Source organism: Desulforhabdus sp. TSK, assembly GCF_022836495.1.
In the GTDB taxonomy this organism is placed as follows: domain Bacteria; phylum Desulfobacterota; class Syntrophobacteria; order Syntrophobacterales; family Syntrophobacteraceae; genus Desulforhabdus.
Genome location: NZ_BQXM01000035.1, coordinates 18,164 through 39,034 on the forward strand (window position 1 = coordinate 18,164; position 20,871 = coordinate 39,034).

The window sequence follows — 20,871 nt, forward strand, 5'->3', positions numbered from 1 at the left end:
CCGAAATTGGAAACCTTTTATACCGATTTGCTATGCATCGGAGCGGGCCTGGCCGGCGAGCGGGTGGCTGTTGAGGCGGCTACACGGGGCTTTGAAACCATTTGTTTGAGCATCGTTCCCCCGCGGCGATCCCATTCGTCCGCGGCTCAGGGGGGCATGCAGGCATCCCTGGGGAACTGTTGCAAAGGGGAAGGCGACTGTCCGGACGTCCATTTTTCGGATACGGTCAAGGGGTCGGATTGGGGCTGCGACCAGGAAGTGGCCCGCATGTTTGCCGAAACCGCACCCATCGCGGTCCGGGAAATGGCCCACTGGGGCATCCCCTGGAACCGCGTGGTCGCCGGGAAAAGCACCTATTTCAAGGGCGGCAAGGAATTCGAGAAGATCGAGTCCAAGGAGAAGGAAGGCCTCATCACGGCCCGGGATTTCGGTGGAACGGCCAAATGGCGGACCTGCTACACCTCCGATGGAACCGGGCATACCCTCTTGTTCACCATGGACAACCAGGTGGTGAAGCTGGGTGTCAGTGTCCACGACCGGGTCGAGGCCACAGCCCTCATTCACGATGGAGAAACCTGCATCGGCGCCGTGGCGCGATGCCTCAAGACGGGGAAGCTCAGGGTTTACCTGGCCAAAGCGACCCTCATCGCCACGGGCGGGTATGGGCGGCTCTACCGCGAAACGACCAATGCCGTCATCTGCGATGGCAGCGGAAGCATTCTGGCCCTCAACACGGGGATTGTACCCATTGGGAATCCTGAAGCCGTGCAATTCCACCCCACGGGCATCGTACCCACCAATATCCTGGTGACGGAAGGCTGCCGCGGAGACGGCGGCACCCTGAAGGACGTGAACGGCGAACGGTTCATGCACATCTATGAGCCCGAAAAGCAGGAGCTGGCTTCCCGCGACGTGGTTTCCCGCTGGATGACGCACCACATCCGCAAGGGACTCGGCGTGAAGAGCGCCTATGGCGACCACCTGTGGCTCGACATTCGCCATTTGGGTGCCAAACACATCAAGACGAAGCTCCGCGAGGTGGAGGAAATCTGCAACGAATTCCTCGGAGTGGACCCCATCACACAAATGATCCCGGTCCGCCCCTGCCAGCATTACAGCATGGGAGGCGTGCGCACCAACAAGGATGGCGCCGCTTATGGGCTGAAGGGCCTTTTCTCAGCCGGGGAAGCCGCCTGTTGGGACATGCACGGCCTCAACCGCCTGGGAGGGAACTCCCTGGCCGAAACCATCGTGGCGGGAAGGATCGTCGGGCAGAAGGTTTCCGACTTCCTGGAAGGCTATGAGGTCGATTTCAAAACGGCCATCATCGGCGACGCTGTGAAGAAGGAGCAGGAGCGGATCGATGCCGTCATTCGGGGCAGGGACGGCAGGGAAAACGTCTACGAAGTTCGTGCGGCCATGCAGGATGCCCTCATGGAAGGTGTGGGGATTTTCCGCAATGCCGAAGACCTGCGGAAGGCGGTGGAAAAATTGCAGACCATTGCCGAACGTTCCGAAAAGGCCGGACTGCGCTCCAGCGGCATCGGGGCCAATCCGGAGCTTGCCTTGGCTCTTCGCATCAAGGGGATGGTCCGGCTGGCTCTGTGCGTGGCTTACGCGGCTGAGCAGCGCACCGAGAGCCGCGGCTGCCATTCGCGCGAAGACTTCAAGGAGCGGAATGACAGGGACTGGCTCAAAAGGACTCTGGCCACGTGGAAAGAGGGGGATACCCTTCCAACCTTGAATTACGAGCCCAATTCAAAGGTTTGGGAAATCCCGCCTGGTGAGAGAGGCTACGGGTCGTGCCAGATCATCTGTTGCGAGGATCCCGACGTCATGGGGTGTGGACCTGCCTCGCCTGCAACCAACTAAGGAAAGGTACTCAACGTGGGAAGATCTTTAAAATTCAATATATTTCGATACAACCCCGAAGATCCCGCATCCGTTCCCCATATGGAAACCTTCCATTTGGAGGAAACCGACGCCATGACTCTCTTCATCGCCCTCAACCGCATCCGTGAAGAGCAGGATCCCAGCCTGCAGTTCGATTTCATGTGCCGCGCGGGCATCTGCGGGTCCTGCGCCATGCTGATCAACGGAAGGCCTGATCTTGCCTGCCACACCAAGACCAAAGGGCTGCCCGAGGAGATCACGCTGCTGCCGCTGCCCGTTTTCAAGCTCATCGGCGACCTGTCGGTGGATACAGGGACCTGGTTTCGGGCCATGAACGAGAAGGTCCAGTCCTGGGTCCATACGGACAAGGTGTTCGATCCCCAGGCTCCCGAAGAACGGATGGAAAACCAGCTCGCCGAGGAAATCTACGAACTGGAGCGTTGCGTGGAATGCGGCTGCTGTGTTGCGGCCTGCGGAAAGGCCAACATGCGCCCCGAGTTCATGGGGGCTGTCGCTTTCAACCGTATCGCTCGTTTCATGATGGACCCGCGGGATCAGCGCACTGGCGACCAGTACTTCGAGGTGGTGGGAAACGAAGAGGGCATTTTCGGCTGCCTGGGTCTGCTGGGGTGTGAGGATGTCTGTCCCAAGGACATTCCCCTGCAGGACCAGCTGGGATTGCTGCGCCGCAAGATGGGATGGCAGTCGGTCCGTCATCTCTTCAGCAAGCTGCTGCCCGAATGAGCTTTAGATAAGGGATTTTTCAATCGGTGAGGTCGGCACCCTGCGGCGGGAATATGGCCAGTCCTGCCGCAGGGTCCTGTCTCGCCGGCAAATACATTCGCCCCACCCCCATGCCCGACAGCACCCCATAAGACCCTCTCGCCGCGCGAGAGGATCGATCCGGCGCTTTGCCCCATACCGGAAATGCACACGAAATTCGCATCTGAAGAGTACAGTCTCTTGTTTCCGTTCCATGGAATGTCTGTTGCGCCGGGGTGAAGATAAGGGCTTGTGGTCGTTGCCCGGCCGGGTGCCGGCGTCCCTTGTGATTGCACGTCATCGACCGACGCGGTCCATCCTCGAGAGGCTCTCATGGCGGAAATGATACTTTTTTTGGGGTTGATGGCCGGAATTTACATGGCATGGAACATCGGTGCCAACGATATTGCCAACGGCATGGCTTCGCCGGTGGCAGCCAAAGCCATCACCCTGAGACAGGCGGTCCTCATTGGAGGGATCCTGGATTTCATAGGAGCGACATTCATCGGGTCCCATGTCACCGCCACCCTGTCCAAAGGCATCCTCAATGCGGAATACATTACGGATCCCCAGGTCATGAGCGTCGGGCTGCTGGCCGCCTTGATGGCTTCTGCCTTCTGGGTGTTCGTGGCCACATGGAAGCAGCTCCCCGTTTCCACCACCCACGCTATTGTGGGGGCCATCGTGGGATTCGGGATGGTTGCGGGCGGCATGTCGGCCGTCAAATGGGGGAAGATCCTCCCCATCGTTCTCAGCTGGCTGATTTCTCCGGTCTTCGCCGGCTTGCTCGCTTATCTCTTTTTTGTTTTCATCCGAAGACAGATCCTCATGAAGCCGCGCCTCTTCGTGGAAGCCCTTCGCTGGACACCCTTTTTTGCCGGGGCGACCATCCTCATCGTCATGCTTTCCCTCCTCACAAAAACACCCCTGGGGGACCAGCTCGGATTCGATGCCAACACCAGCGTGGGTGTTTCCGTATTCCTTACAGTCTCTTTGGGCTTTGGTGCCAAGAGGTGGATGGCCAAAACAGTCCGAAAAGTGGAAGAAGAAGGGGTGGAAGAGATTTTCAGACGTCTGCAGGTTTTCACGGCCTGCTACGTTTCCCTGGCCCACGGGGCCAACGATGTGGCCAACGCCATCGGGCCGGTGGCCGGCATTTACGCCATTTACAAGCTGGGGGCCATCCCCCAGACGACGGAGGTCCCCATTTTTCTCCTGGCGGGGGGAGGACTTTTTATCGCCATCGGGGTTTTCACGTGGGGATATCGGGTGATCGAGACCATCGGACACAAAATCACCGTACTCAACAACTCCCGGGGGTTTTCAGTGGATTTCGGAACGGCGACTTCCGTGCTCATCGCCTCCAAATTGGGGCTCCCCGTTTCCACCACCCATGCCGCCGTTGGCGCCGTGATCGGTGTCGGGCTGGCCGGTGGGTTGTCTGCGGTGGACTTCAAAATGGTATGGAAGATAACGTTTTACTGGGTGATCACTCTTCCTTTGGCAGCATTCCCGACGATCATCATCTATAAAATTCTCGAAGCAATTTTTCTATAGGCAAAGGAGACATCATGCGCACGGCACTGTGGCAGCTATTCCGCCAATCCCCCTTTGAAGGGCTCAAGAAGCACGCCAACCTCATTCGAGAAGCGGCTCCCATTTTCCGCCTCGCGGTTCTGGCCTACCTGGATGAAAACAGCGCGGAATTTGAGAGCTACCACAACAAGATCACCATCATCGAAGACCAGGGGGACGGGATCAAGCGGAACATCCGCGGGCACCTGCCCCGGGGCATTCTGCTCCCTGTGGACAAGTTCCAGCTCCTCTGGTACCTGAGGGAACAGGACAAGGTCCTGGACGGGACTCAGGACGCACTGCACTGGCTTTCCTACCGGAAGACCGAGGTTCCCGACGAACTGGTGGACGATCTTCTCCTGATGATCGAGAAGGTCATCGATGTGCTCAAATCCGTCCATCCCCTGGTGGAGGCTGCGGATAGTTATTTCCAGAATTTTTCCGAGAATCAGCGCAACCAGGTGAAGCAGGCCATCCGCCTGATACGGGAATACGAATTCCAGTCGGACCAGGTGGAGCGGAAGCTGCTCTCTGACATCCTGAGCTATCCCTTCGTGAATGCAACGTCAGCCTACCACTTGGCGGAGCTGATCCGCGACCTGGGCGACATTTCCAACCATGCGGAAAACGCCGCCGATATGATGCGGGCGATGATTGCACGGTGACCTTGGGCGTTTCGACGGCTGTGAGCTGCAAATGATGCCGATCCATAAGCTAAGGAGGGCATGGGTGCTCTGGATGAAGAAGGAACGACTTGGATGGGTGATGGTCCTGCTGGTCGCCGCTGTGCTTTCGGCGTGCTCTTCCATGCCCGCGAAGAAGGTGACGGTGGGTGCTGCTTCTGCCACTCCCGCCATAAAAGATTCCGGGAAGGGCTGGTGGTATGCTCGATTCCAGATGGCCTGGCCCGAAGGTGCCGCGCCCCTCTGGCATGTGGATCCCTTTCTCGCCCATGAAGTGGTGCTGCCCGCGTTGATGCTTGGCGGCGAAAAAATTGAGCTCTGGCGCTTTCACCGCAGGGCCGCCCGGGACGCATCCGGTCATCAGTTCAGCTTCCTCTTCTATGCTGATCCGGCAACGGCGGACCGGGTTTTTTCCTCCCTGCAGTCCAGTCCGTCTCTCAATGCACTGAAGACCGCGGGCATCGTGGTGCGGGATTCCTACGATGACACGGCGAAAATCACGCGACCCGACATAGAAGATACGAGCGATCCCAACTGGTCGCCGGCCATCCAAAAATCCTGGCCTTATTTCATCATGGGTGTCAGCCAGGCGTGGCTGGACTGGATCGACCAGGCGACGGCACAGCGAATGCCGGAGGGGAAATCGCTTTCCTGGAAGGATGCGTTGGCTTTCTATAAGACAGTCAACGACGAAATCACCGCAGCCTGGCGCGAAGAGGGTGAGCATGCCTTCCTGCATCACCTGAATGCGCTGTTCGGTTACGAGCCTCTCGTCATTCATGAAAAGCGCCTGACAACCTTTTGAGAGGCTGTCTGAGAATTCGTTTGCTCGTCATTCCGGCGGTCTTCAAGCCGGAATCCAGGTTTTTCGCTGGGATGGATTCCGGCTTGAAGACTGCCGGAATGACGGAACAAGGTGCCTGCTTGGAGTGATTGACTCACTTTTTAGACAGCCTCTGAGACAACGAGGCATGGAGAGGGGGCTGGGAGAAGGTTATCCGGCATTCTCGGCAGGAATCAGCAGGGTCATGCCTTCGATCCTGTACAGCAAATTTCCCTGGGGGAGGAGGATGTCGGGGAGCTCGATTCCCGGCTGGAGCGTCGTGATGACGGCGCGACCGATGATATGCCTTCCCTCCTTTCCCTGAGGACTTTTCGTTTTGATCCCCCATGTGTTGTGAAAAACGAGAGGGCTGCCCCTGCTCTCACCCAGGTAGAGCATGATGTGCCCCGGCATCCAGAGCAGTGAGAGGAAGGGAATGCCTTTTTCGCGAATGAGCCTTTCCTTGTCTGGAAGGTCCAGGTTATGGAGAGGAATGAAAAGCCCTGCCGCTGCCTGCCGGGGAGAATTCCGAGGCAGCCAGATGGAGAAGGGAGTGAAAAGGTCCTTCAGGGTGGCCGAGCAGTCTCGATTTCCGTATAAGCCACCCCAGCCGTACGGCCGGCCCAGCAACTGATTGATGAGGGCGGCGATGTTCCGTGGGGTGGCGGGAACGGGCATAACACCCGCATTTTCCCGAGAACCCTTAGCGCGGATCAGAACGGCCCGTCGGTTCGTGTCGGAGACGGGGAGCAGGACGTGCAGCGTGTCCTCATCCTCTGCCTCGAGGGGAAGGACCGTCCCCAATCTTCCCATGAAGCGAAACCCGGAATCGGTACCGGTCAGGGGAACCCGATCCTGGATCAAAGCCGCCAGGCGCTCGGTTTCATAGGCTCTCATGAATGCCTCGTCCACAAAAGCGATGTCCTCTATGGGCATCCAGCCTGCTGCAAAGGGCGTTTCGGCCAGGACCCAGGAACCGTCGGCCGCAGTATGAGCCAGGAAAAGGGGTGTGCCTCCCCAGACGGCGGACACCTGCAGGTGGTCGAAGGGGTACCCCTCTCCGGGGAGATCGAAGTCATAAAACACCGGCTCGAATGTGGGCAGAAGCCGGAGGCTGGAATTGGTGACGGCAATCGCCTTCCGCTTCGTGTTGGGGTAGCTTTCCATGGCGGTGGACCTGCGGAATGCATCGATCCACTCTTTACTCCGAGGCAGTTTGTTCTCGCCGAAAATGGGCTCGGAAAGGAATCGCTCGATCCCCCTGAAGGCCATTTCGCGGCTGGTAGTGGGCTCTTCCCTGTGCCAGGGCGCAAAATGCTTTTTTCTGAAGGCCGCATGCCATCTCATGGCGGCGGCGGGGGAGATCAGCGGCCTGTCGGCCGTCTCGGGATGAAGGCATGCCTCGGCGTTTTGCGGAATGGAGGTGATGTCTGCGGGCTCAATCGGGTGGAGTGCCTTCTGCTCGGAAGGGCTCGCGTGGATGGGGGGCTTTCCGTGGAAGCCGGCACAGCTGGAAAAGAGAAGGAGAATGCTCCATACGCCGAAGGTGGTCAGGGCTTTCGATGCCCTGAGACGCCCTGACAGGATAGGGGAGCTTCCAGGCTGTCCGGAGCGGCTTTGGGGAAAATTCCCGGAGGTCACTTTGCTTTTTCCCATGTTTGGGTTTATGGCTCAAATGATTCCCATGCGCGACGGTTGCTTTTGCATTATGTTTAACTGTAACATCCTTTCCACTGAATGTGTCATCCGTTCCCTCATCCAGTTCTTCACGTGAGGAGCGCCCGTGAAAAGAACGCCATCGAGGAGTGAATCCCTGACGGGTTTTGTCGTGCTGCTGCTCCTGTCCGGCATTGCCGTGGGGATTTTCCTGAAGCAGTTCCATTACGATGCCTCACTTTATACCGCCCCCGCCGGGGAGGGGAACTTTGGGGCGGCGGCTTCCTCCGGTCATTCCGGGGCGGACCCTGTGGCGCTCCCCTTTTCCATCCCGGAGGGCGTGACTCCTCTGACACCCGTGGAGGCCTTCGGCCCCGGGACCCTTTCGGAGAAGATCAACGGGAAGGCGGAGCTTTACCTTTCCGCAGGGTTTGTAAATCTGCAGAGTCGCCGTTTTGCCCTGGAGGGGGCTCCCGAGGCGTGGTTCGAGCTGTTCATTTATGACATGGGCAGTCCACGGAATGCCTTTGCCGTTTTCAGCAGCCAGAGGCGTGCCGACGGCAGCGACCTGAAGGGGTTGAACCTTGCCTATGCAACCCCGAACGCGTTGTTCCTGGTTCAAGACCGATTCTACGTGGAAATGGTGGCCTCGGTGCCCCATGAGGCGCTGGCTCGTGCCATGGAGACCTGGGCGAGAGATGTGCTCCGGAAAAGCAGCGGTGATTCCGGTGGCCTGACGGAGGAAAGGGCCTTTCCGCCCGAAAACCTCCAGGCAGGGAGCCTCACGCTTCTCAGCAGCGATGTGTTTGGATTCGAGGGGCTGAACAATGTCTTTATCGCCCAGTACTCCGTGGAGGGAAGGTCGCAGAGTGCTTTTCTCTCCCTGCGGAAGACACCGGAGGAGGCCGAGCGGCTTGCAGCCGACTACCATGATTTCCTCCTCCGCAGTGGAGGAAGCGATGCCGCATTTCCATGCGAGGTTCCCGACTGCCGTGTAGTGCAGGTTTTCGACACGGTGGAGGTCTTTTTCAGCCACGGGGCTTTCCTGGCGGGGGTGCATGAGGCGGAAGACGCGGCTCTGGGGATCGAAATGGCTCACCGACTCTACGAAAGATTGATGGAGATGGCCCCATGAAGTCATCGTGGAACGTTCCTCCCTTGACCCGGAGGGATTTTCTCCTCCGGGCCGCCAAAGCGGGAGCCGTCATTGCCTCTGCCGTTTCCCTCGGGGGAATCCTCCACGACCCCCTCGGACCGGAGCCCGGAGGCTCTTCCGGGGATGCATGGGTATTGCCCGATTTTTCCATCCCGGGGGGCTCCCCGGTGATGGCCATCGCACAAGGCTCCAACAGGGCTCAAACCGTGCGTTTGGCGCTGAAGTCCCTGGGAGGCATGGAAAAATTCATCGAGAAGGGAGACCGCGTCCTCATCAAGGTCAACGCCGCTTTTGCCAGTCCCCCCATGCTGTCGGCCACGACCCATCCCGAGCTCCTGGGGGAAGTCATCCGCATGTGCCTCGAGGTGGGGGCGGCTGAGGTGGCGGTGACGGACAACCCCATCAATGATCCCAGGAGCTGCTTCACATGGAGCGGTATCGGCCAGGCAGCCGAGTCGGCCGGAGCGAAAGTCCTTTTGCCCCGGGAGCATTACTTTCGGCCCCTGACCCTGGCCGGAGGGCAGTTGATCCGGAACTGGCCCGTGCTCCTTTCTCCCTTCGACGGGATGAACAAGCTCATCGGGATGGCTCCCTTGAAAGATCATCACAGGAGCGGCGCTTCCATGGTGATGAAAAACTGGTATGGGCTGCTGGGAGGACGCAGGAATATTTTTCACCAGGATATCCACAATATCATTAAAGAACTGGCCATGATGGTCCGGCCGACGCTTGTCATCCTGGATGGAACGACGGTCATGATGAGCAATGGACCGACGGGTGGCTCCCTGTCGGATCTTCACAACATGAACACGCTGGTTGTGGGAACCGACCAGGTGGCGGTGGATGCCTTTGGAGTGCGCCTCCTGGGGAGAAGCGTCGAAGACCTTCCCTTTATCGGCAAGGCTGCGGGTGCGGGAGTTGGTACGGCGGATTTCGAGTCGCTCCACCCGGTGCGGTCCCAACTGGGGTGAACCCCGTCCAAAACCCTGCTGGGTGAGGAATGCATGAGAATCGTTATTGTCAGAAGAATCAGCCAGACTTTCTTCTTGATGCTCTTCCTCTGGTTCTGCGTGGTGACCGCCGTGGGGCAGGAATGGTGGCAGCTGCGCGGCTGGCCCGTGAACTGGTTTCTGCAGCTGGACCCCCTCGCGGCACTCGGTACCCTGCTGGCGACGGGTACCCTGTATGCCGGTCTCGCCTGGGCTCTCGTCACCGTGGTCCTGACGGTCCTTCTGGGGCGTTTCTTCTGCGGCTGGGTGTGCCCCTTCGGATCCCTGCACCACCTGGTGGGCTACCTGGCCCGGCAGGGCAAGCCGTTTGCCCGTGTCGTGGAGCAGGATGATTATCACCCCGGCCAATCCATCAAGTATTATCTGCTGGCGCTGCTGCTTGCGGCAGCGTCGGGGTCTCTGCTGGGGAAGCTGCTTCAGGGTATTTTCGGCTCGCCGGCCGTGGCGGGCATTCTGGCGGGAGGGGCGCTCCTGGCCGCGAGTGTCGGTCTCGTCAAGGGTTTTGGCCCGGGGAAAAAGCAGACAGGCGTCTTGCTCCTGCTGTCGGGGGTCTTCACACTTTCAGCCTGTATCCTGGCCGTGGGGCCGATGGTTGCAGCCTCTTTGCAGACGGGGCTTCTGGATCCCCTCCCGCTCCTGCATCGGTCCTTTCATCTGGCCCTCGTCCCGCTGCTGGATGGTGCAGGCCGGAAACTTTCCGAAAGCCAGCGCTATTATCAGGGCGCCTGGGTCGCGGGACTGGTCTTTCTCTCCGCTGTCCTCCTGAATCTGAGGCGCCCCCGGTTCTATTGCCGGTTTGTCTGCCCCCTCGGCGCATTGTTTGGTGTCATGAGCCGATTTGCTCTATGGCGGGTGGGCAAGAAGGAAGATATCTGCACCCAGTGTAAATTCTGTTCCGCAGGCTGTGAGGGAGCTTGCCAACCGGCTGAGCAGATTCGCCATTCAGAATGCATCCTGTGCATGAACTGCCTGGAAAACTGCCGACATGGACTCATGACCTACCGTATGGACCGATCGGCATCGGGAGAAGTCCTCCTTCCCGATATTTCCCGACGGGGGGTGCTCATCACCCTGGCATCGGGCGTGGCGGCGGTCCCTCTCATGCGACTGAGCGGAACGGTGGGACCAGCCTGGAACCCTGAACGCATCCGTCCTCCGGGCGCTTTGACCGAAACCGAATTTCTGGCGCGATGCATCAAATGCGGGCAGTGCATGCGCATCTGCCCCACCAATATCATTCAGCCGGCGACGTCGGAGGGAGGGATGGAGGGATTCTGGACACCCGTCCTTAATTTCCGCATGGGGACCAGCGGGTGTCAGCTCAACTGTGTCGCCTGCGGACATGTCTGCCCCACCGCTGCCATCCGTCCCTTGAGCCTGCAGGAAAAACTGGGGCGCGGGCAGTTCGCCGCCGAGGGGCCGGTCCGCATGGGAACGGCCTTCGTGGACCGGGGGCGGTGCCTGCCGTGGGCCATGGATCGACCCTGCATCGTCTGCCAGGAGAACTGCCCTGTCAGTCCCAAGGCGATTGTTGCCAGGGAAGAATTCGTGACGGTGTCAACCGGTGCCCTGAGAGTTCAAAGGCGGCAGGGTGAGACTCTGGAGCTGGAGGGTGCCGCGATTCCCCTGCGCGCAGGGCAGTTCGCCACGGGAGACTACTTCGTGAAGCCTGTCGGGGAAGAGGTGCGCCGCCTCATTGTGGAGCAGGCCGAACGGTCTCGGGTAGTGGGACCGGGCGAGCCCTGGAAAGACGCTCTCCCGGAAGGGACGCCCCTGGAGATCCAGGTGCGGCTCCAGCGTCCGTATGTCAATCCCGAGCGCTGTATCGGATGCGGGGTGTGTGAGCACGAATGCCCCGTCAGCGGGAAGAGGGCCATTCGTATTACGGCGGAAAATGAATCCAGGAATCGAAAACATTCGCTGCTTCCCGGATAGGGAGCAGGAGCCCAGGAATTGGACGGCAGAGGGAGGGTGCGGAAAATGACCGAAAAAAAAGAGCTATCCAGGCGTGATTTCTTTCGGACGGCCGGAGCCTTGGGAACCGGATCACTCCTTGCGGCACGGGAGGCTTTGGCGCAAAACAAGGATACAGCCACCGAGGAAGCCGGTGCCCATGAAACAGTGCCTCTTCGCCCCTTTGGAAAAACCGGGGTCCAGGTGTCATCCCTTTCTCTGGGAGGGATGTTCGACATTCCCTCCAATCAGCTTCTCTTGAAGCAGGCCCTGAACTGGGGGGTGACCTACTGGGATACGGCGGACTGCTACGGCGGCGGGAAGAGCGAAGCCGGTATGGGCCAGTTCTTCAAAAAGTATCCCGAGAGCCGGGCAAAGGTTTTTCTCGTCTCCAAGTCGGATGCCCGCGATCCCGACGGAATGACGGCCCTGCTCAACCAGTCGCTGGGGAGGCTCAACACGGATTTCATCGATCTTTACTTCCTGCACGGTGTCAGCGGCATCCGGGAGCTCGCTCCCGCGATGAAAGCGTGGGCTGAAAAGGCCAAGGCGGATAAGAAAATCAAATTTTTCGGATTCAGCACTCACAGCAACATGGAAGACTGCATGCTCGGGGCGGCGGAACTGGGCTGGATCGACGGCATCATGATGAGCTACAATTTCCGCAACATGCACCAGGATAAAATGAAAAAGGCGGTGGATGCCTGTGTCCGTGCAGGCATTGGACTCACGGCCATGAAGACCCAGGGGGGAGGCCCTGTCGGCATGGACAGTGAAACGGAATTGGAGCTGGCCGGCCGATTCCTGAAACAGGGCTTTACCGACAAGCAGGCAAGGCTGAAAGCCGTCTGGGAGAATCCCGCCATCGCCAGCATCTGCTCCCAGATGCCCACCATGACGATCCTCATGTCCAACGTGGCCGCCGCCTTGAACCGGACAGAGCTCTCGGCGGAGGATCTCCGGCTCATGGAGCGGTATGCACAGGAAACGGCTTCGAGCTACTGTGCAGGGTGTGCCACACTCTGCGAAACCGCTGTCGGTGGAGCCGTTCCCATTCGAGACGTGATGCGCTGTCTCATGTATTATAACAGCTACGGCGAGCACGAGCGGGCCAGGAGGCTCTTCGGGTATATACCTTCGGAAGTGCGCCTCTGCCTGTCGGATCTCGATTACACGGCAGCGGAACAGAACTGCCCGCAGAGGCTTCGCATCGGGAAGCTCATGCGGGAAGCGGCTGCGCTGCTGGCATGACCTCTCGATGACGATTCAGGCTTTGGGCTCGATGGCGTGAAGGCTCAGAGGGGAAGAAAGCGTGCGGGAGGCTGCCGGGCAAAATCACAGCGGCAGGGAAATAGAGATGACAAGATGACCGGCTGCGTCCACGGTGACGCTGATTTCTCCCCCGTGCTTGTCGATGAGAATCTTGGAAAAAGGGAGGTCTCCGGCGTTGTAGCCGTCTTTGAACGTGGTGAAGGGGTAGAAAAAGTGCTCGATGTCGTCTTTGGATATATGCTGCACGGGATAGCGCAGCTGGAGTGAGAAATTTCCTTTCCTGCGCTCGGTATGAAGGGACAGGCTGCCCTCGGCCGGCATTTGGGTGAGAGCATTCTTGATGAGGGTTTGGAGGACGCATTCCATTTTGGGGCGATCGATGGAGAGGGAGTCGATCTCCTCCGTCAAGCGAAGCTCCATGCGGACATGGTGCTCATGGAGCTGAGCCTCGAGTTCCCCGATGGCCTCCCGGATCCACCGGTTGGGGTCTGTGGGAGATTTCTGGAGCTCCACCGGCTGGATATAGTCGAGGACCATGCGGAGGATTCCCTCCAGTCGCCCCACCTCTTTCACGATGATTTCCACCTTGCTTCGGTTGGGGTCACCCTGGGGCATGGTGGAAAGGAGGCGCCGGGCAAAGCCTCCAGCGGACACCAGTGGGTTGCGGAATTCGTGGGCCAGGCGGGCCGATACTTCACTGATGGTTTTGAGCCCCTCGGATCGAACGAGCTGCTCCCGAAGCCGGACCCTGCCTGTCACGTCCATGATGATTCCGTCCAGCCATTCCGCAGCCCCCGTAGGGCCTGCAAAGGGAATGGCGTGATCCATCACGTAGACGAGGTGTCCATCCTTGTGGACGATCCGGTATTCCTCCAAGAATTCTTTTCCATCCCGGCAGCTTTTTTCCCAGAGGTCCAAAACTTTCGGGAGGTCCTCGCTATACAGCCGTTCCGTCCAGAGGTGAGGTTTGGCAAGGATCTCGGGAGGCGTATAGCCAAAAATCTCCTCCACGAAGTGGTTCACAAAAAGGATTTCCTTCCCCGGCCTCATGCGGTAGACCACCAGGGGAACATTCTCTACAAGGGTACGGTATTTCTCTTCCGATTCGATGAGCTCGTTCGTGCGCTCCTGCACGCGGGCTTCCGCCCGCTTGTAGTCGCTGATGTCGCTGAGTATTCCCACCGACCCGATGATGTGGCCCTCATTGTCCAGCCAGGGGAAAGAATGATCCCGCACCCATTTCAGAGGGCCGGGACGGGTGCGAATGAGATAATCGGCCCGGTATTCAATGATTTTTCCCTGGGTGCGATCCCTGACGATATCCCTGGGGGATACCGGCCCCTTCCCTAAAAGCTCGATGCGCTCGACCAGTCCGGCGAAGCGGGATTCCTTGATTTCTTCGGGGGAATACCCGGTGAGCTGCTGGATTCCAGGGCTGATGTAATCGTAGGTCATGGTGAGATACTTTAGCCGATAGATCACGTCCCCCGTGGTTTCGGCCATGAAACGAAATCGCTCTTCACTCTCGCGCAGCAAAGCCTCCGTCTTCCTGCGCTGTATTTCAACCGCTGCAAGGTGTCCTATTTTGCGAAGGATATCCAGGTGGTAAGGGGTAAAGGGTGTTTGAGATCTGCTGAAGACGCAGAGCATGCCCATGACATCCTCATCCATCTGGATGGGAACCATCATGTCTGAAAGAAATCCCTCCCGGGTGATGATAGGCCTGTCGACGTCCAGAATGGTGCCGGTGCGGGTGAAATCCATGGAAGGCGCAGATTTTTCCGGTTCTCGTGTCAAACCGTTCGGGCTTTCAATCGGGTTGAAGCGCAGTTTCATGAACACGTCCGGTCGAAGTCCCAGAGAGCAGCGGATGGGGAAGGCTTCGTCCCCCTCCTCTCCAACGGCGATTCCCGACGCATCCGCGCCGGTCAGTTCGTGACTGCATTCTGCCAGGCGCTGAAGATTTTCCTGGAGACTCCTTCCCTTTGCTAAAGTCAGGGCCAGTTGGTAGAGGGCTTCCATGCAATGGAGCCTGTTTTCCGGCGCGTCAGAGGCATGGGGCACGGGCGCATCGGCCTCGTGCAGAGCCTGCGGTTCATGGTGGAAATGGGGATCACCGGGGTGGTCTGGCATAGAAATCTTTCCTGCTCATCCCTGAAAACTGCGGGGGAAGGAAGATGGATATTCATAGACTGCGAGGCCTGAGGAATTCCCGACAATTCCCCAGCCTCCGGATTTTGGGCAAGAATAACAAAATCCTGCCGGTTCGCAAATGAGAGAATTGTGGAGCAGCAGGGCCGCCGCTGCCCCGAGATGCGGAGGGGCAGCGGGCATGAGCGCAGGAGATTTTTTTTGACCCACGAGTTGGATTTTTCTAATATCCAATGAGCGAATTTCAAGAGTTTCTTACCATTACCATGAACATCCCCCTCAGTCCCCCTCTGATAAAGGGGAAGCAGTTGCGTTTCTCCTCTTTGCCAAAGAGGGGAAAAGTTGCATTTCCCCCCTTTTGGTAAAGGGGGGCAGGGGGGATTTTATGGATGGGGGTGGACACCGCTGTATTCATGATCGTTAGGAGTGAACGATGAAGCCTGAAATCATCCGCGTGGCAAAAAAACATCGGCCTCTGACGGTAGAGGCGATGGTGATGGAACTGAAGAAGCACTTTCCGCATTACGAATGCATCTACAACGGGCCTCCCGATAAAATGGTGATGGTCAAGAAATCGCCCTATGCCGGTGCCCGCATCGATGTGGTGGATCATAACATTCATGTGGTGGGCCAGGTGCCGGGTACTTTCGCGAAGGTCCTGAACCTGGGCTCCCTGGGAGCCGTCTCTGCCGCGGGGGTTCCGAAGCTGGTCGCCGGTTTGAAGCGCTTCCTGCGGGATCGGTATGCCGTGTGACCCCACCGTGCTCAATCATGGCAGCCGACTGTTTCCTGCTTACCCGTCGTACTTTTTCTCAGGGGAAGTATGAATTCTGTTGCATAGGCGAAAGCCCGCATGCAAAGTGTTGCCAGTTTGTTCTTCGCATTCTCCCTTAGCGTGAAGGCTTTCGCCGATCTGTACCGGCACATGTTGTTAACGTTTCCAGAGATCTGCCCGGAAATGCCCTGCAACCCTGTTGTCGCGGGTTGAAGGGTCTGGCGGGCTGGCATAAGAGAGGAGGGGGTCCCATGAGAAACTGGACGATGAAGCTTGCTCTCATCCTGATTTCCGTATTGGCTCTGATGGGTGAGGCCTATGCAGTGGAACTGGGCATCACGACGGGAAGTGAAAAGGGGACCTACTACCAGTTTGGCTTGAATCTCAAAGAGCTGGTCAAGCAATACAACTTTCAGCTGAATGTGCTTCCCTCCAATGGGTCCATCGACAACATCAACCTCGTTTATCGAAAACCTCAGGCACAGCTGGGAATTGTTCAGTCTGATGTCCTCGCTTTCGTGGCACGGGTCCAGACCAACCAGGTGCTGCGGGATGTGTCGCAAAAGATCAAGATGGTGTTTCCTCTCTACAATGAAGAGATACACTTGATCGGGAAAAAAGGGATTTCCGGTTTTGACGATCTGACCGGCAAGAAAGTTGCCATCGGCGCTGAGGGGAGCGGTACGTATGTGACGGCAAAGCTCCTCTTCGAGGTTTCCAAGATCAAGCCCGGGGAGATCCTGACCATCGGTCCGGAAGAGGGACTGGCAGAGCTGAAGGCGGGCAAGATCGACGCCATGTTTTATGTGGCCGGTTATCCCGTCAAATTATTTACGGAGAAAGTCTCCGAACAGGATGGGCTCGCCCTGCTTCCGATCCTCAACCCCGCAGTTGTGCAATTTTATCCCAATGTGGAAATTCCTGCCGGAGTCTACGCCTGGCAGAAAGAGCCGGTTTCGACCGTGGCCGTGAAGGCGGTGCTCATTGCGTACAACTTCAGGACGACCAACTGCTATAATATTGGGCAATTTGCCGCGATCATCGCGGACAATATGGACTGGCTCATTGCAAACGGCCATCCCAAATGGAAAGCCGTGGACCTGGATTATCCCCTCAAGGGTTGGGAGCAATATGACTGCGTGCGGGCTCAGCTGGAAAAAAGCCCAAAGTCAAAGGGAGGCAAAAGCCCTGCCGACCTCAATCCCGTTCTGGATGCCATCAAGGAGATTTTGCGGTGATGTGAAAATCGGTGGTGGAGCAACGTTTTTGTTTTGCACGTTCCATAGGACTGCCGACCTTATTAAGGGAAGCATTCCATGTGATCCCATCGGCTTTTCCTGCGGCATGCTGTTATTCCCTCAGAGGCACTCGACGCAAGGGCGATAGATATGTACTTAGAGTTTTACGGGCTTGACCGGGAGCCATTCCACATCACCCCGGATCCGGAATTCCTTTATCTCAGTCCCAGCCATAAGGAGGCTCTCGCAGTCATCATCTATGGGGTGGAGCAGAGAAAGGGCTTCATCTCCATTACGGGAGAGGTCGGGCTGGGAAAGACCACCATCCTCCATTCCTACCTGGCCCAGGCTGACGATGCGAAAGTTCGAACCGTTTTCGTTTTCAATGCCAATGTGACGTATGAGAATCTGCTGAAATTCATCGCTCAGGAACTGGGGGTTTCCGTTCCCTCGGAACGGACCTTTGAAATGCTCCATGGCCTGCACATGGCGTTGATCGAAGAGTACAACCAGGGGCATAACGTGGTGCTTCTCATCGATGAAGCTCAGAATATGCCCATAGAGACTCTCGAAAATCTTCGAATGCTCTCAAATCTCGAAACTTCCAAGGAGAAGCTTCTGCAAATCATCCTGGTGGGGCAGCCCGAGCTGGACACCGTCCTGGATCGGGCGGAGCTCCGTCAGCTCAAACAGCGCATTGCCGTTCGGTCTGTCTTGAGCCCTCTCTCACCGAAGGAAAGCTACGATTACATCCAACACCGTTTGACCAAATGCGGAGGGGACATCGACAGCATTTTTTCAAAGTCGGCGTTGAAGTTGATCAATCGGCATGCAGCAGGCATACCACGGAAGATCAATATCATCTGTGACAACGTTCTCATCAACGGCTATGGGTACATGGAAAAGCCCATTTCCGCCAAAGTCGTCAGAGAGGTGCTCGCCGACCTGGAGGGCAGAAGCCGGAAGTTCCCCTTGAAATGGGTTTTTTGGGGCCTTGCGGTGCTCGTGTCCCTTGCGGCAATTCTCTGGTTTTCCCTCTACGGAAGCACCCTTCTATCGAGTATCGTGAACGTCGCGCCAATGAAGAGCCGGTCAACCCCCTCACCCGAAGATAAAAGGCCTCCCCCCGCGCCGCTGCATGAGGAGGCTCGCCCGAAAGACTCGGCAGCCTCCTCGGTGGGAATGAAGGTCAGGAAGGAAGTTCCCGCAGCCGAAGAACGGCCTGTGGAGTCGATTCCTTCCACCCAGTCCCTGCCTCAGGAGCCGCCCAGGCCTGAGCCGTCTCCTGCCGGGGCGCTGCAGAAGCCCTCTGAGCCGGACAAGGTTTTGGAAGCACCAAAGCCTGCACTATCCTCTTCTCAAGCCACACCCTCGGAAAAAGAAAGCAAGAAGGCGGCGGAATCTCCCAAGATCGATCCTGTCCCCGCACCCCGGGAGGTTCAAAAGGCAGATGAAAGGAAGGATCGGGCGTCTGGATCCCCTCCCGATCCTTCAGAAATCGTGGATTGGCTTCTCAAAAAGCGCTCGACGAGTGATCGCTGATCTTTACAGGCCCGGGCGTGGCGGTTCCTTAGCAACGTCCCTGTTTTCCGGCGAAGAGAATCCAGCGAGCTTTCACCGTGAAGATCCTCTGTGGCGCTACCCCGCAGGACAGGCGCCGGGCTGACAATTCCCCTTCCATTCCGGTCTTTTCGGATCCAAACCCGCATCGGATTTACCCATCGCCATCCGCGCCCTCTGTTTGGCTCTCACCCTCGACTGCAGCTTGCGTCCGGGATGATGGAAAATCATGTACAGTCTGAAGTTGAGTGAAAGGTAGATGCCAATGGAGCAGACAATCCAGGTAATGAAGTTCCCCCAGGTGAAGAATTCAGTTTGCATGGCGTTCTCCTATGTTTTCCCTCGCCGGGAGGGTTGAGTCTCCCCCCTCCTCGTTGGGACTCCGTGCTTCTTCGTCTGCTGCGAAAGGCCGGGCTGTGAGATCGATGTCATTGCGCGGGAGCGGAAAAATCCCGGGATGCCTCACCTGCCTTCGCTATGACTATGATCCCTCCTCAAGCCTTGCACAGTATCTCTTGCAGATTGGAGAACCAGTTGAAGACATTCCCCACTACATATTTATTTTATAAGCATTTCCAGCAAATTTTCCCCATCACTCTCCTGTATGCTTGAAGTTTTATCGAGGCTGTTATAATGCCTTGTAAGCAGTGAATGGTTTGAACCGAACGACGGACGAATCCACTATGCATGGAAAGGATAGAGAATGGATACACCGGAACTGAAGATCGAGAAGCTCGTGGCGGGTAATGGGGCCATGCCGAAGACCGGAGACCGGGTGGTGGTGCACTACACGGGATGGCTGCTGGATGGGACGAAATTCGACAGCTCGGTCGATCGAAAGCAACCATTCGAATTTTTGCTGGGGAAAGGGCAGGTGATTCGCGGCTGGGATGAAGGTGTCGCCACCATGCAGGTGGGGGACAAGGTGCAGCTGACCATCCCCCCACATCTTGCCTACGGTCGCTACGGCGCCGGCGGGGTGATTCCCCCCGATGCAACGTTGGTTTTTGAAGTGGAGCTGCTGGCAATACGGTGAGCGAAAAATTCCTGGAGACGCGCGGGGAATCGCTCCCGGTGGAGCGCAGTTCCGAAACTGATTCAGCCATTGAAGCAAGAGGTCATAAGAAACAGATGGATCGTGACTTTGACGATGTGCACGGCGATTACAGAGACGAAGAGATAGACGGGGAAGAGAAGAGCTTTGCGGAGCTGCTGGAAGAGAGCTTCATCAGCCGGGAGCGATTGGAGCCCGGCCAGAGAGTGAAGGCGACGATCGTCAAGATCACTCCCGACTGGGTTTTTCTGGATCTTGGCGGAAAAAGCGAAGGCATACTCGACAAGCGTGAGCTGCTGGATGCCGAGGGCAACCTGGCGGTGAATGAAGGGGATGTGCTTCAAGCCTATTACCTTTCGGGAAGCCAGGGGGCACAGGTCTTCACCACGAAGATCGGCGGCGGGGAAAGCGCTCGTCACCACCTGGAAGAGGCCTGGCAGAATGGGATTCCCGTAGAGGGGGTGGTGGAAAAGGAGATCAAAGGCGGCTATGAAGTGAAGCTGGCCGGCAACGTCCGGAGCTTCTGCCCCTTCTCTCAGATGGGGCTGCACCGTGTGAGCGATCCCAGTGCATTCATCGGGCAGCGTCTCAACTTCAAGATCACCGAATATGCGGAAAATGGACGCAACATCATTGTTTCTCACAGAGCGATCCTGGAAGAAGAGCGTCAAGCGCAGCGGGATCTTCTGAGGGAATCGTTGCAGGAGGGCATGTCCGCCAGGGGAGTGATCACATCGGTTCGAGATTTTGGAGCGTTTGTCAACATTGGGGCCATCGAGGGATTGATTCCCATTTCTGAGATCAGCTGGACCCGGGTGGAAGATATTCATGAAGTGTTGACGGTCGGCCAGGAGGTGGAAGTGGTGGTCTCCAGGCTGGACTGGGAACAGAACCGTTTTTCCTTCAGTCTCAAAGCCGCCACACCGGATCCCTGGGACAGTGCCGAAGTGAAATTTCCCCCTGGGTCTTCCCATACCGGTACAGTAGCCCGCCTGACCAATTTCGGGGCGTTCGTTTCCCTCGGCGAGGGAGTGGACGGGCTCCTGCACATCTCCAAAATAGGAGCGGGCAAGCGCATCAATCACCCGCGTGAAGTGTTGACGGTGGGACAAAAGTTGGAAGTCAAGATTGAATCGGTCGACAAGACCGGCAAGCGCATCGCTCTGGCCATGCAGCTTGACAACCGTCCTGAAGCCGAAGAAGCTGAAACCACCGATTATTCCAGCTTTACCGAGGAGAGGCCCAAATCCATGGGAACCCTCGGAGATATGCTCAAGGCTAAACTCTCCCGGAAAGAAAAGAAGAAATAG

At 57.6% G+C, this 20,871-nt stretch carries 17 protein-coding genes; 14 read left to right on the forward strand and 3 right to left on the reverse strand.

What is annotated here, in order from left to right:
* Nucleotides 1–6: 6 nt before the first annotated feature.
* The 5 genes from MWC30_RS17375 to MWC30_RS17395 all read left to right on the forward strand — a co-directional run bounded on the left by MWC30_RS17375 (nucleotide 7) and on the right by MWC30_RS17395 (nucleotide 5,718).
* Nucleotides 7–1,872, forward strand: coding sequence for a fumarate reductase flavoprotein subunit (locus tag MWC30_RS17375; RefSeq protein WP_244085472.1), 1,866 nt, complete (start codon nucleotides 7–9; stop codon nucleotides 1,870–1,872).
* Nucleotides 1,873–1,887: 15 nt separating this feature from the next.
* Nucleotides 1,888–2,637 (forward strand): fumarate reductase iron-sulfur subunit, encoded by a 750-nt coding sequence (locus MWC30_RS17380; protein WP_244085473.1) that lies wholly within the window; start codon nucleotides 1,888–1,890, stop codon nucleotides 2,635–2,637.
* A 351-nt stretch (nucleotides 2,638–2,988) separates the two neighbouring features.
* On the forward strand, nucleotides 2,989–4,212 hold the full coding sequence (locus MWC30_RS17385; protein ID WP_244085474.1) for an inorganic phosphate transporter: 1,224 nt from the start codon (nucleotides 2,989–2,991) through the stop codon (nucleotides 4,210–4,212).
* Nucleotides 4,213–4,226: 14 nt separating this feature from the next.
* A complete protein-coding gene (locus tag MWC30_RS17390) occupies nucleotides 4,227–4,895 on the forward strand; it encodes a TIGR00153 family protein (RefSeq protein ID WP_244085475.1) in 669 nt (222 codons plus the stop codon).
* Nucleotides 4,896–4,959: 64 nt separating this feature from the next.
* Nucleotides 4,960–5,718 carry a hypothetical protein gene (locus MWC30_RS17395; RefSeq protein WP_244085476.1) on the forward strand — a complete coding sequence of 253 codons (759 nt, stop codon included), beginning with the start codon at nucleotides 4,960–4,962 and terminating at the stop codon, nucleotides 5,716–5,718.
* Between the two features lie 189 nt (nucleotides 5,719–5,907).
* On the opposite strand, the gene MWC30_RS17400 is transcribed toward MWC30_RS17395, so the two are convergent.
* Nucleotides 5,908–7,392 carry an NlpC/P60 family N-terminal domain-containing protein gene (locus tag MWC30_RS17400; protein ID WP_244085477.1) on the reverse strand — a complete coding sequence of 495 codons (1,485 nt, stop codon included), beginning with the start codon at nucleotides 7,390–7,392 and terminating at the stop codon, nucleotides 5,908–5,910.
* 127 nt (nucleotides 7,393–7,519) lie between these two features.
* Between MWC30_RS17400 and MWC30_RS17405 the strand changes: the two genes are divergently transcribed.
* The 4 genes from MWC30_RS17405 to MWC30_RS17420 are packed head-to-tail and all read left to right on the forward strand — an operon-like array spanning nucleotide 7,520 to nucleotide 12,762.
* Complete coding sequence (locus MWC30_RS17405; RefSeq protein ID WP_244085478.1) at nucleotides 7,520–8,527, forward strand: DUF6599 family protein; 1,008 nt, start codon at nucleotides 7,520–7,522, stop codon at nucleotides 8,525–8,527.
* Nucleotides 8,524–9,519 (forward strand): DUF362 domain-containing protein, encoded by a 996-nt coding sequence (locus tag MWC30_RS17410; protein WP_244085479.1) that lies wholly within the window; start codon nucleotides 8,524–8,526, stop codon nucleotides 9,517–9,519. The genes MWC30_RS17405 and MWC30_RS17410 overlap by 4 nt, the downstream gene beginning before the upstream one ends.
* A 33-nt stretch (nucleotides 9,520–9,552) precedes the next feature.
* Nucleotides 9,553–11,493 (forward strand): 4Fe-4S binding protein, encoded by a 1,941-nt coding sequence (locus MWC30_RS17415; protein WP_244085480.1) that lies wholly within the window; start codon nucleotides 9,553–9,555, stop codon nucleotides 11,491–11,493.
* Nucleotides 11,494–11,538: 45 nt separating this feature from the next.
* Nucleotides 11,539–12,762, forward strand: coding sequence for an aldo/keto reductase (locus MWC30_RS17420; RefSeq protein WP_244085481.1), 1,224 nt, complete (start codon nucleotides 11,539–11,541; stop codon nucleotides 12,760–12,762).
* Between the two features lie 84 nt (nucleotides 12,763–12,846).
* On the opposite strand, the gene MWC30_RS17425 is transcribed toward MWC30_RS17420, so the two are convergent.
* The gene (locus tag MWC30_RS17425; RefSeq protein WP_244085482.1) at nucleotides 12,847–14,916 is read right to left on the reverse strand and encodes a PAS domain S-box protein; all 2,070 of its coding nucleotides are present in this window, start codon (nucleotides 14,914–14,916) and stop codon (nucleotides 12,847–12,849) included.
* Nucleotides 14,917–15,367: 451 nt separating this feature from the next.
* Here MWC30_RS17425 and MWC30_RS17430 point away from each other — a divergent pair, with 451 nt between their 5' ends.
* The 3 genes from MWC30_RS17430 (at nucleotide 15,368) to MWC30_RS17440 (ending at nucleotide 18,489) form a co-directional block, all read left to right on the forward strand.
* A complete protein-coding gene (locus MWC30_RS17430) occupies nucleotides 15,368–15,688 on the forward strand; it encodes a hypothetical protein (protein ID WP_244085483.1) in 321 nt (106 codons plus the stop codon).
* A gap of 272 nt (nucleotides 15,689–15,960) precedes the next feature.
* Nucleotides 15,961–16,947: a TAXI family TRAP transporter solute-binding subunit gene (locus MWC30_RS17435; RefSeq protein WP_244085484.1), complete on the forward strand. Its 987-nt coding sequence runs from the start codon at nucleotides 15,961–15,963 to the stop codon at nucleotides 16,945–16,947.
* A gap of 150 nt (nucleotides 16,948–17,097) precedes the next feature.
* Nucleotides 17,098–18,489 (forward strand): ExeA family protein, encoded by a 1,392-nt coding sequence (locus MWC30_RS17440; protein WP_244085485.1) that lies wholly within the window; start codon nucleotides 17,098–17,100, stop codon nucleotides 18,487–18,489.
* Nucleotides 18,490–18,585: 96 nt separating this feature from the next.
* Here MWC30_RS17440 and MWC30_RS17445 read toward each other — a convergent pair whose 3' ends face one another.
* On the reverse strand, nucleotides 18,586–18,828 hold the full coding sequence (locus MWC30_RS17445) for a hypothetical protein (protein ID WP_244085486.1): 243 nt from the start codon (nucleotides 18,826–18,828) through the stop codon (nucleotides 18,586–18,588).
* A 382-nt stretch (nucleotides 18,829–19,210) separates the two neighbouring features.
* On the opposite strand from MWC30_RS17445, the gene MWC30_RS17450 reads away from it, so the two are divergent.
* Entirely contained in the window at nucleotides 19,211–19,543 is a 333-nt protein-coding gene (locus MWC30_RS17450; RefSeq protein ID WP_368860882.1) for an FKBP-type peptidyl-prolyl cis-trans isomerase, read from the forward strand.
* Nucleotides 19,540–20,871, forward strand: a complete 1,332-nt coding sequence (gene rpsA, locus MWC30_RS17455) for a 30S ribosomal protein S1 (protein WP_244085487.1) — start codon at nucleotides 19,540–19,542, stop codon at nucleotides 20,869–20,871. The genes MWC30_RS17450 and rpsA overlap by 4 nt, the downstream gene beginning before the upstream one ends.

Excerpts from the sequence above, each read along its gene's own strand:
- MWC30_RS17450 (WP_368860882.1), top strand. The coding sequence starts at position 19,211 with ATGGATACACCGGAACTGAAGATCGAGAAGCTCGTGGCGGGTAATGGG.
- MWC30_RS17445 (WP_244085486.1), bottom strand. The coding sequence starts at position 18,828 with ATGCAAACTGAATTCTTCACCTGGGGGAACTTCATTACCTGGATTGTC.
- MWC30_RS17440 (WP_244085485.1), top strand. The coding sequence starts at position 17,098 with ATGTACTTAGAGTTTTACGGGCTTGACCGGGAGCCATTCCACATCACC.
- MWC30_RS17415 (WP_244085480.1), top strand. The coding sequence starts at position 9,553 with ATGAGAATCGTTATTGTCAGAAGAATCAGCCAGACTTTCTTCTTGATG.
- MWC30_RS17435 (WP_244085484.1), top strand. The coding sequence starts at position 15,961 with ATGAGAAACTGGACGATGAAGCTTGCTCTCATCCTGATTTCCGTATTG.
- MWC30_RS17410 (WP_244085479.1), top strand. The coding sequence starts at position 8,524 with ATGAAGTCATCGTGGAACGTTCCTCCCTTGACCCGGAGGGATTTTCTC.
- MWC30_RS17420 (WP_244085481.1), top strand. The coding sequence starts at position 11,539 with ATGACCGAAAAAAAAGAGCTATCCAGGCGTGATTTCTTTCGGACGGCC.
- MWC30_RS17425 (WP_244085482.1), bottom strand. The coding sequence starts at position 14,916 with ATGCCAGACCACCCCGGTGATCCCCATTTCCACCATGAACCGCAGGCT.
- MWC30_RS17430 (WP_244085483.1), top strand. The coding sequence starts at position 15,368 with ATGAAGCCTGAAATCATCCGCGTGGCAAAAAAACATCGGCCTCTGACG.
- MWC30_RS17400 (WP_244085477.1), bottom strand. The coding sequence starts at position 7,392 with ATGGGAAAAAGCAAAGTGACCTCCGGGAATTTTCCCCAAAGCCGCTCC.
- MWC30_RS17385 (WP_244085474.1), top strand. The coding sequence starts at position 2,989 with ATGGCGGAAATGATACTTTTTTTGGGGTTGATGGCCGGAATTTACATG.
- MWC30_RS17390 (WP_244085475.1), top strand. The coding sequence starts at position 4,227 with ATGCGCACGGCACTGTGGCAGCTATTCCGCCAATCCCCCTTTGAAGGG.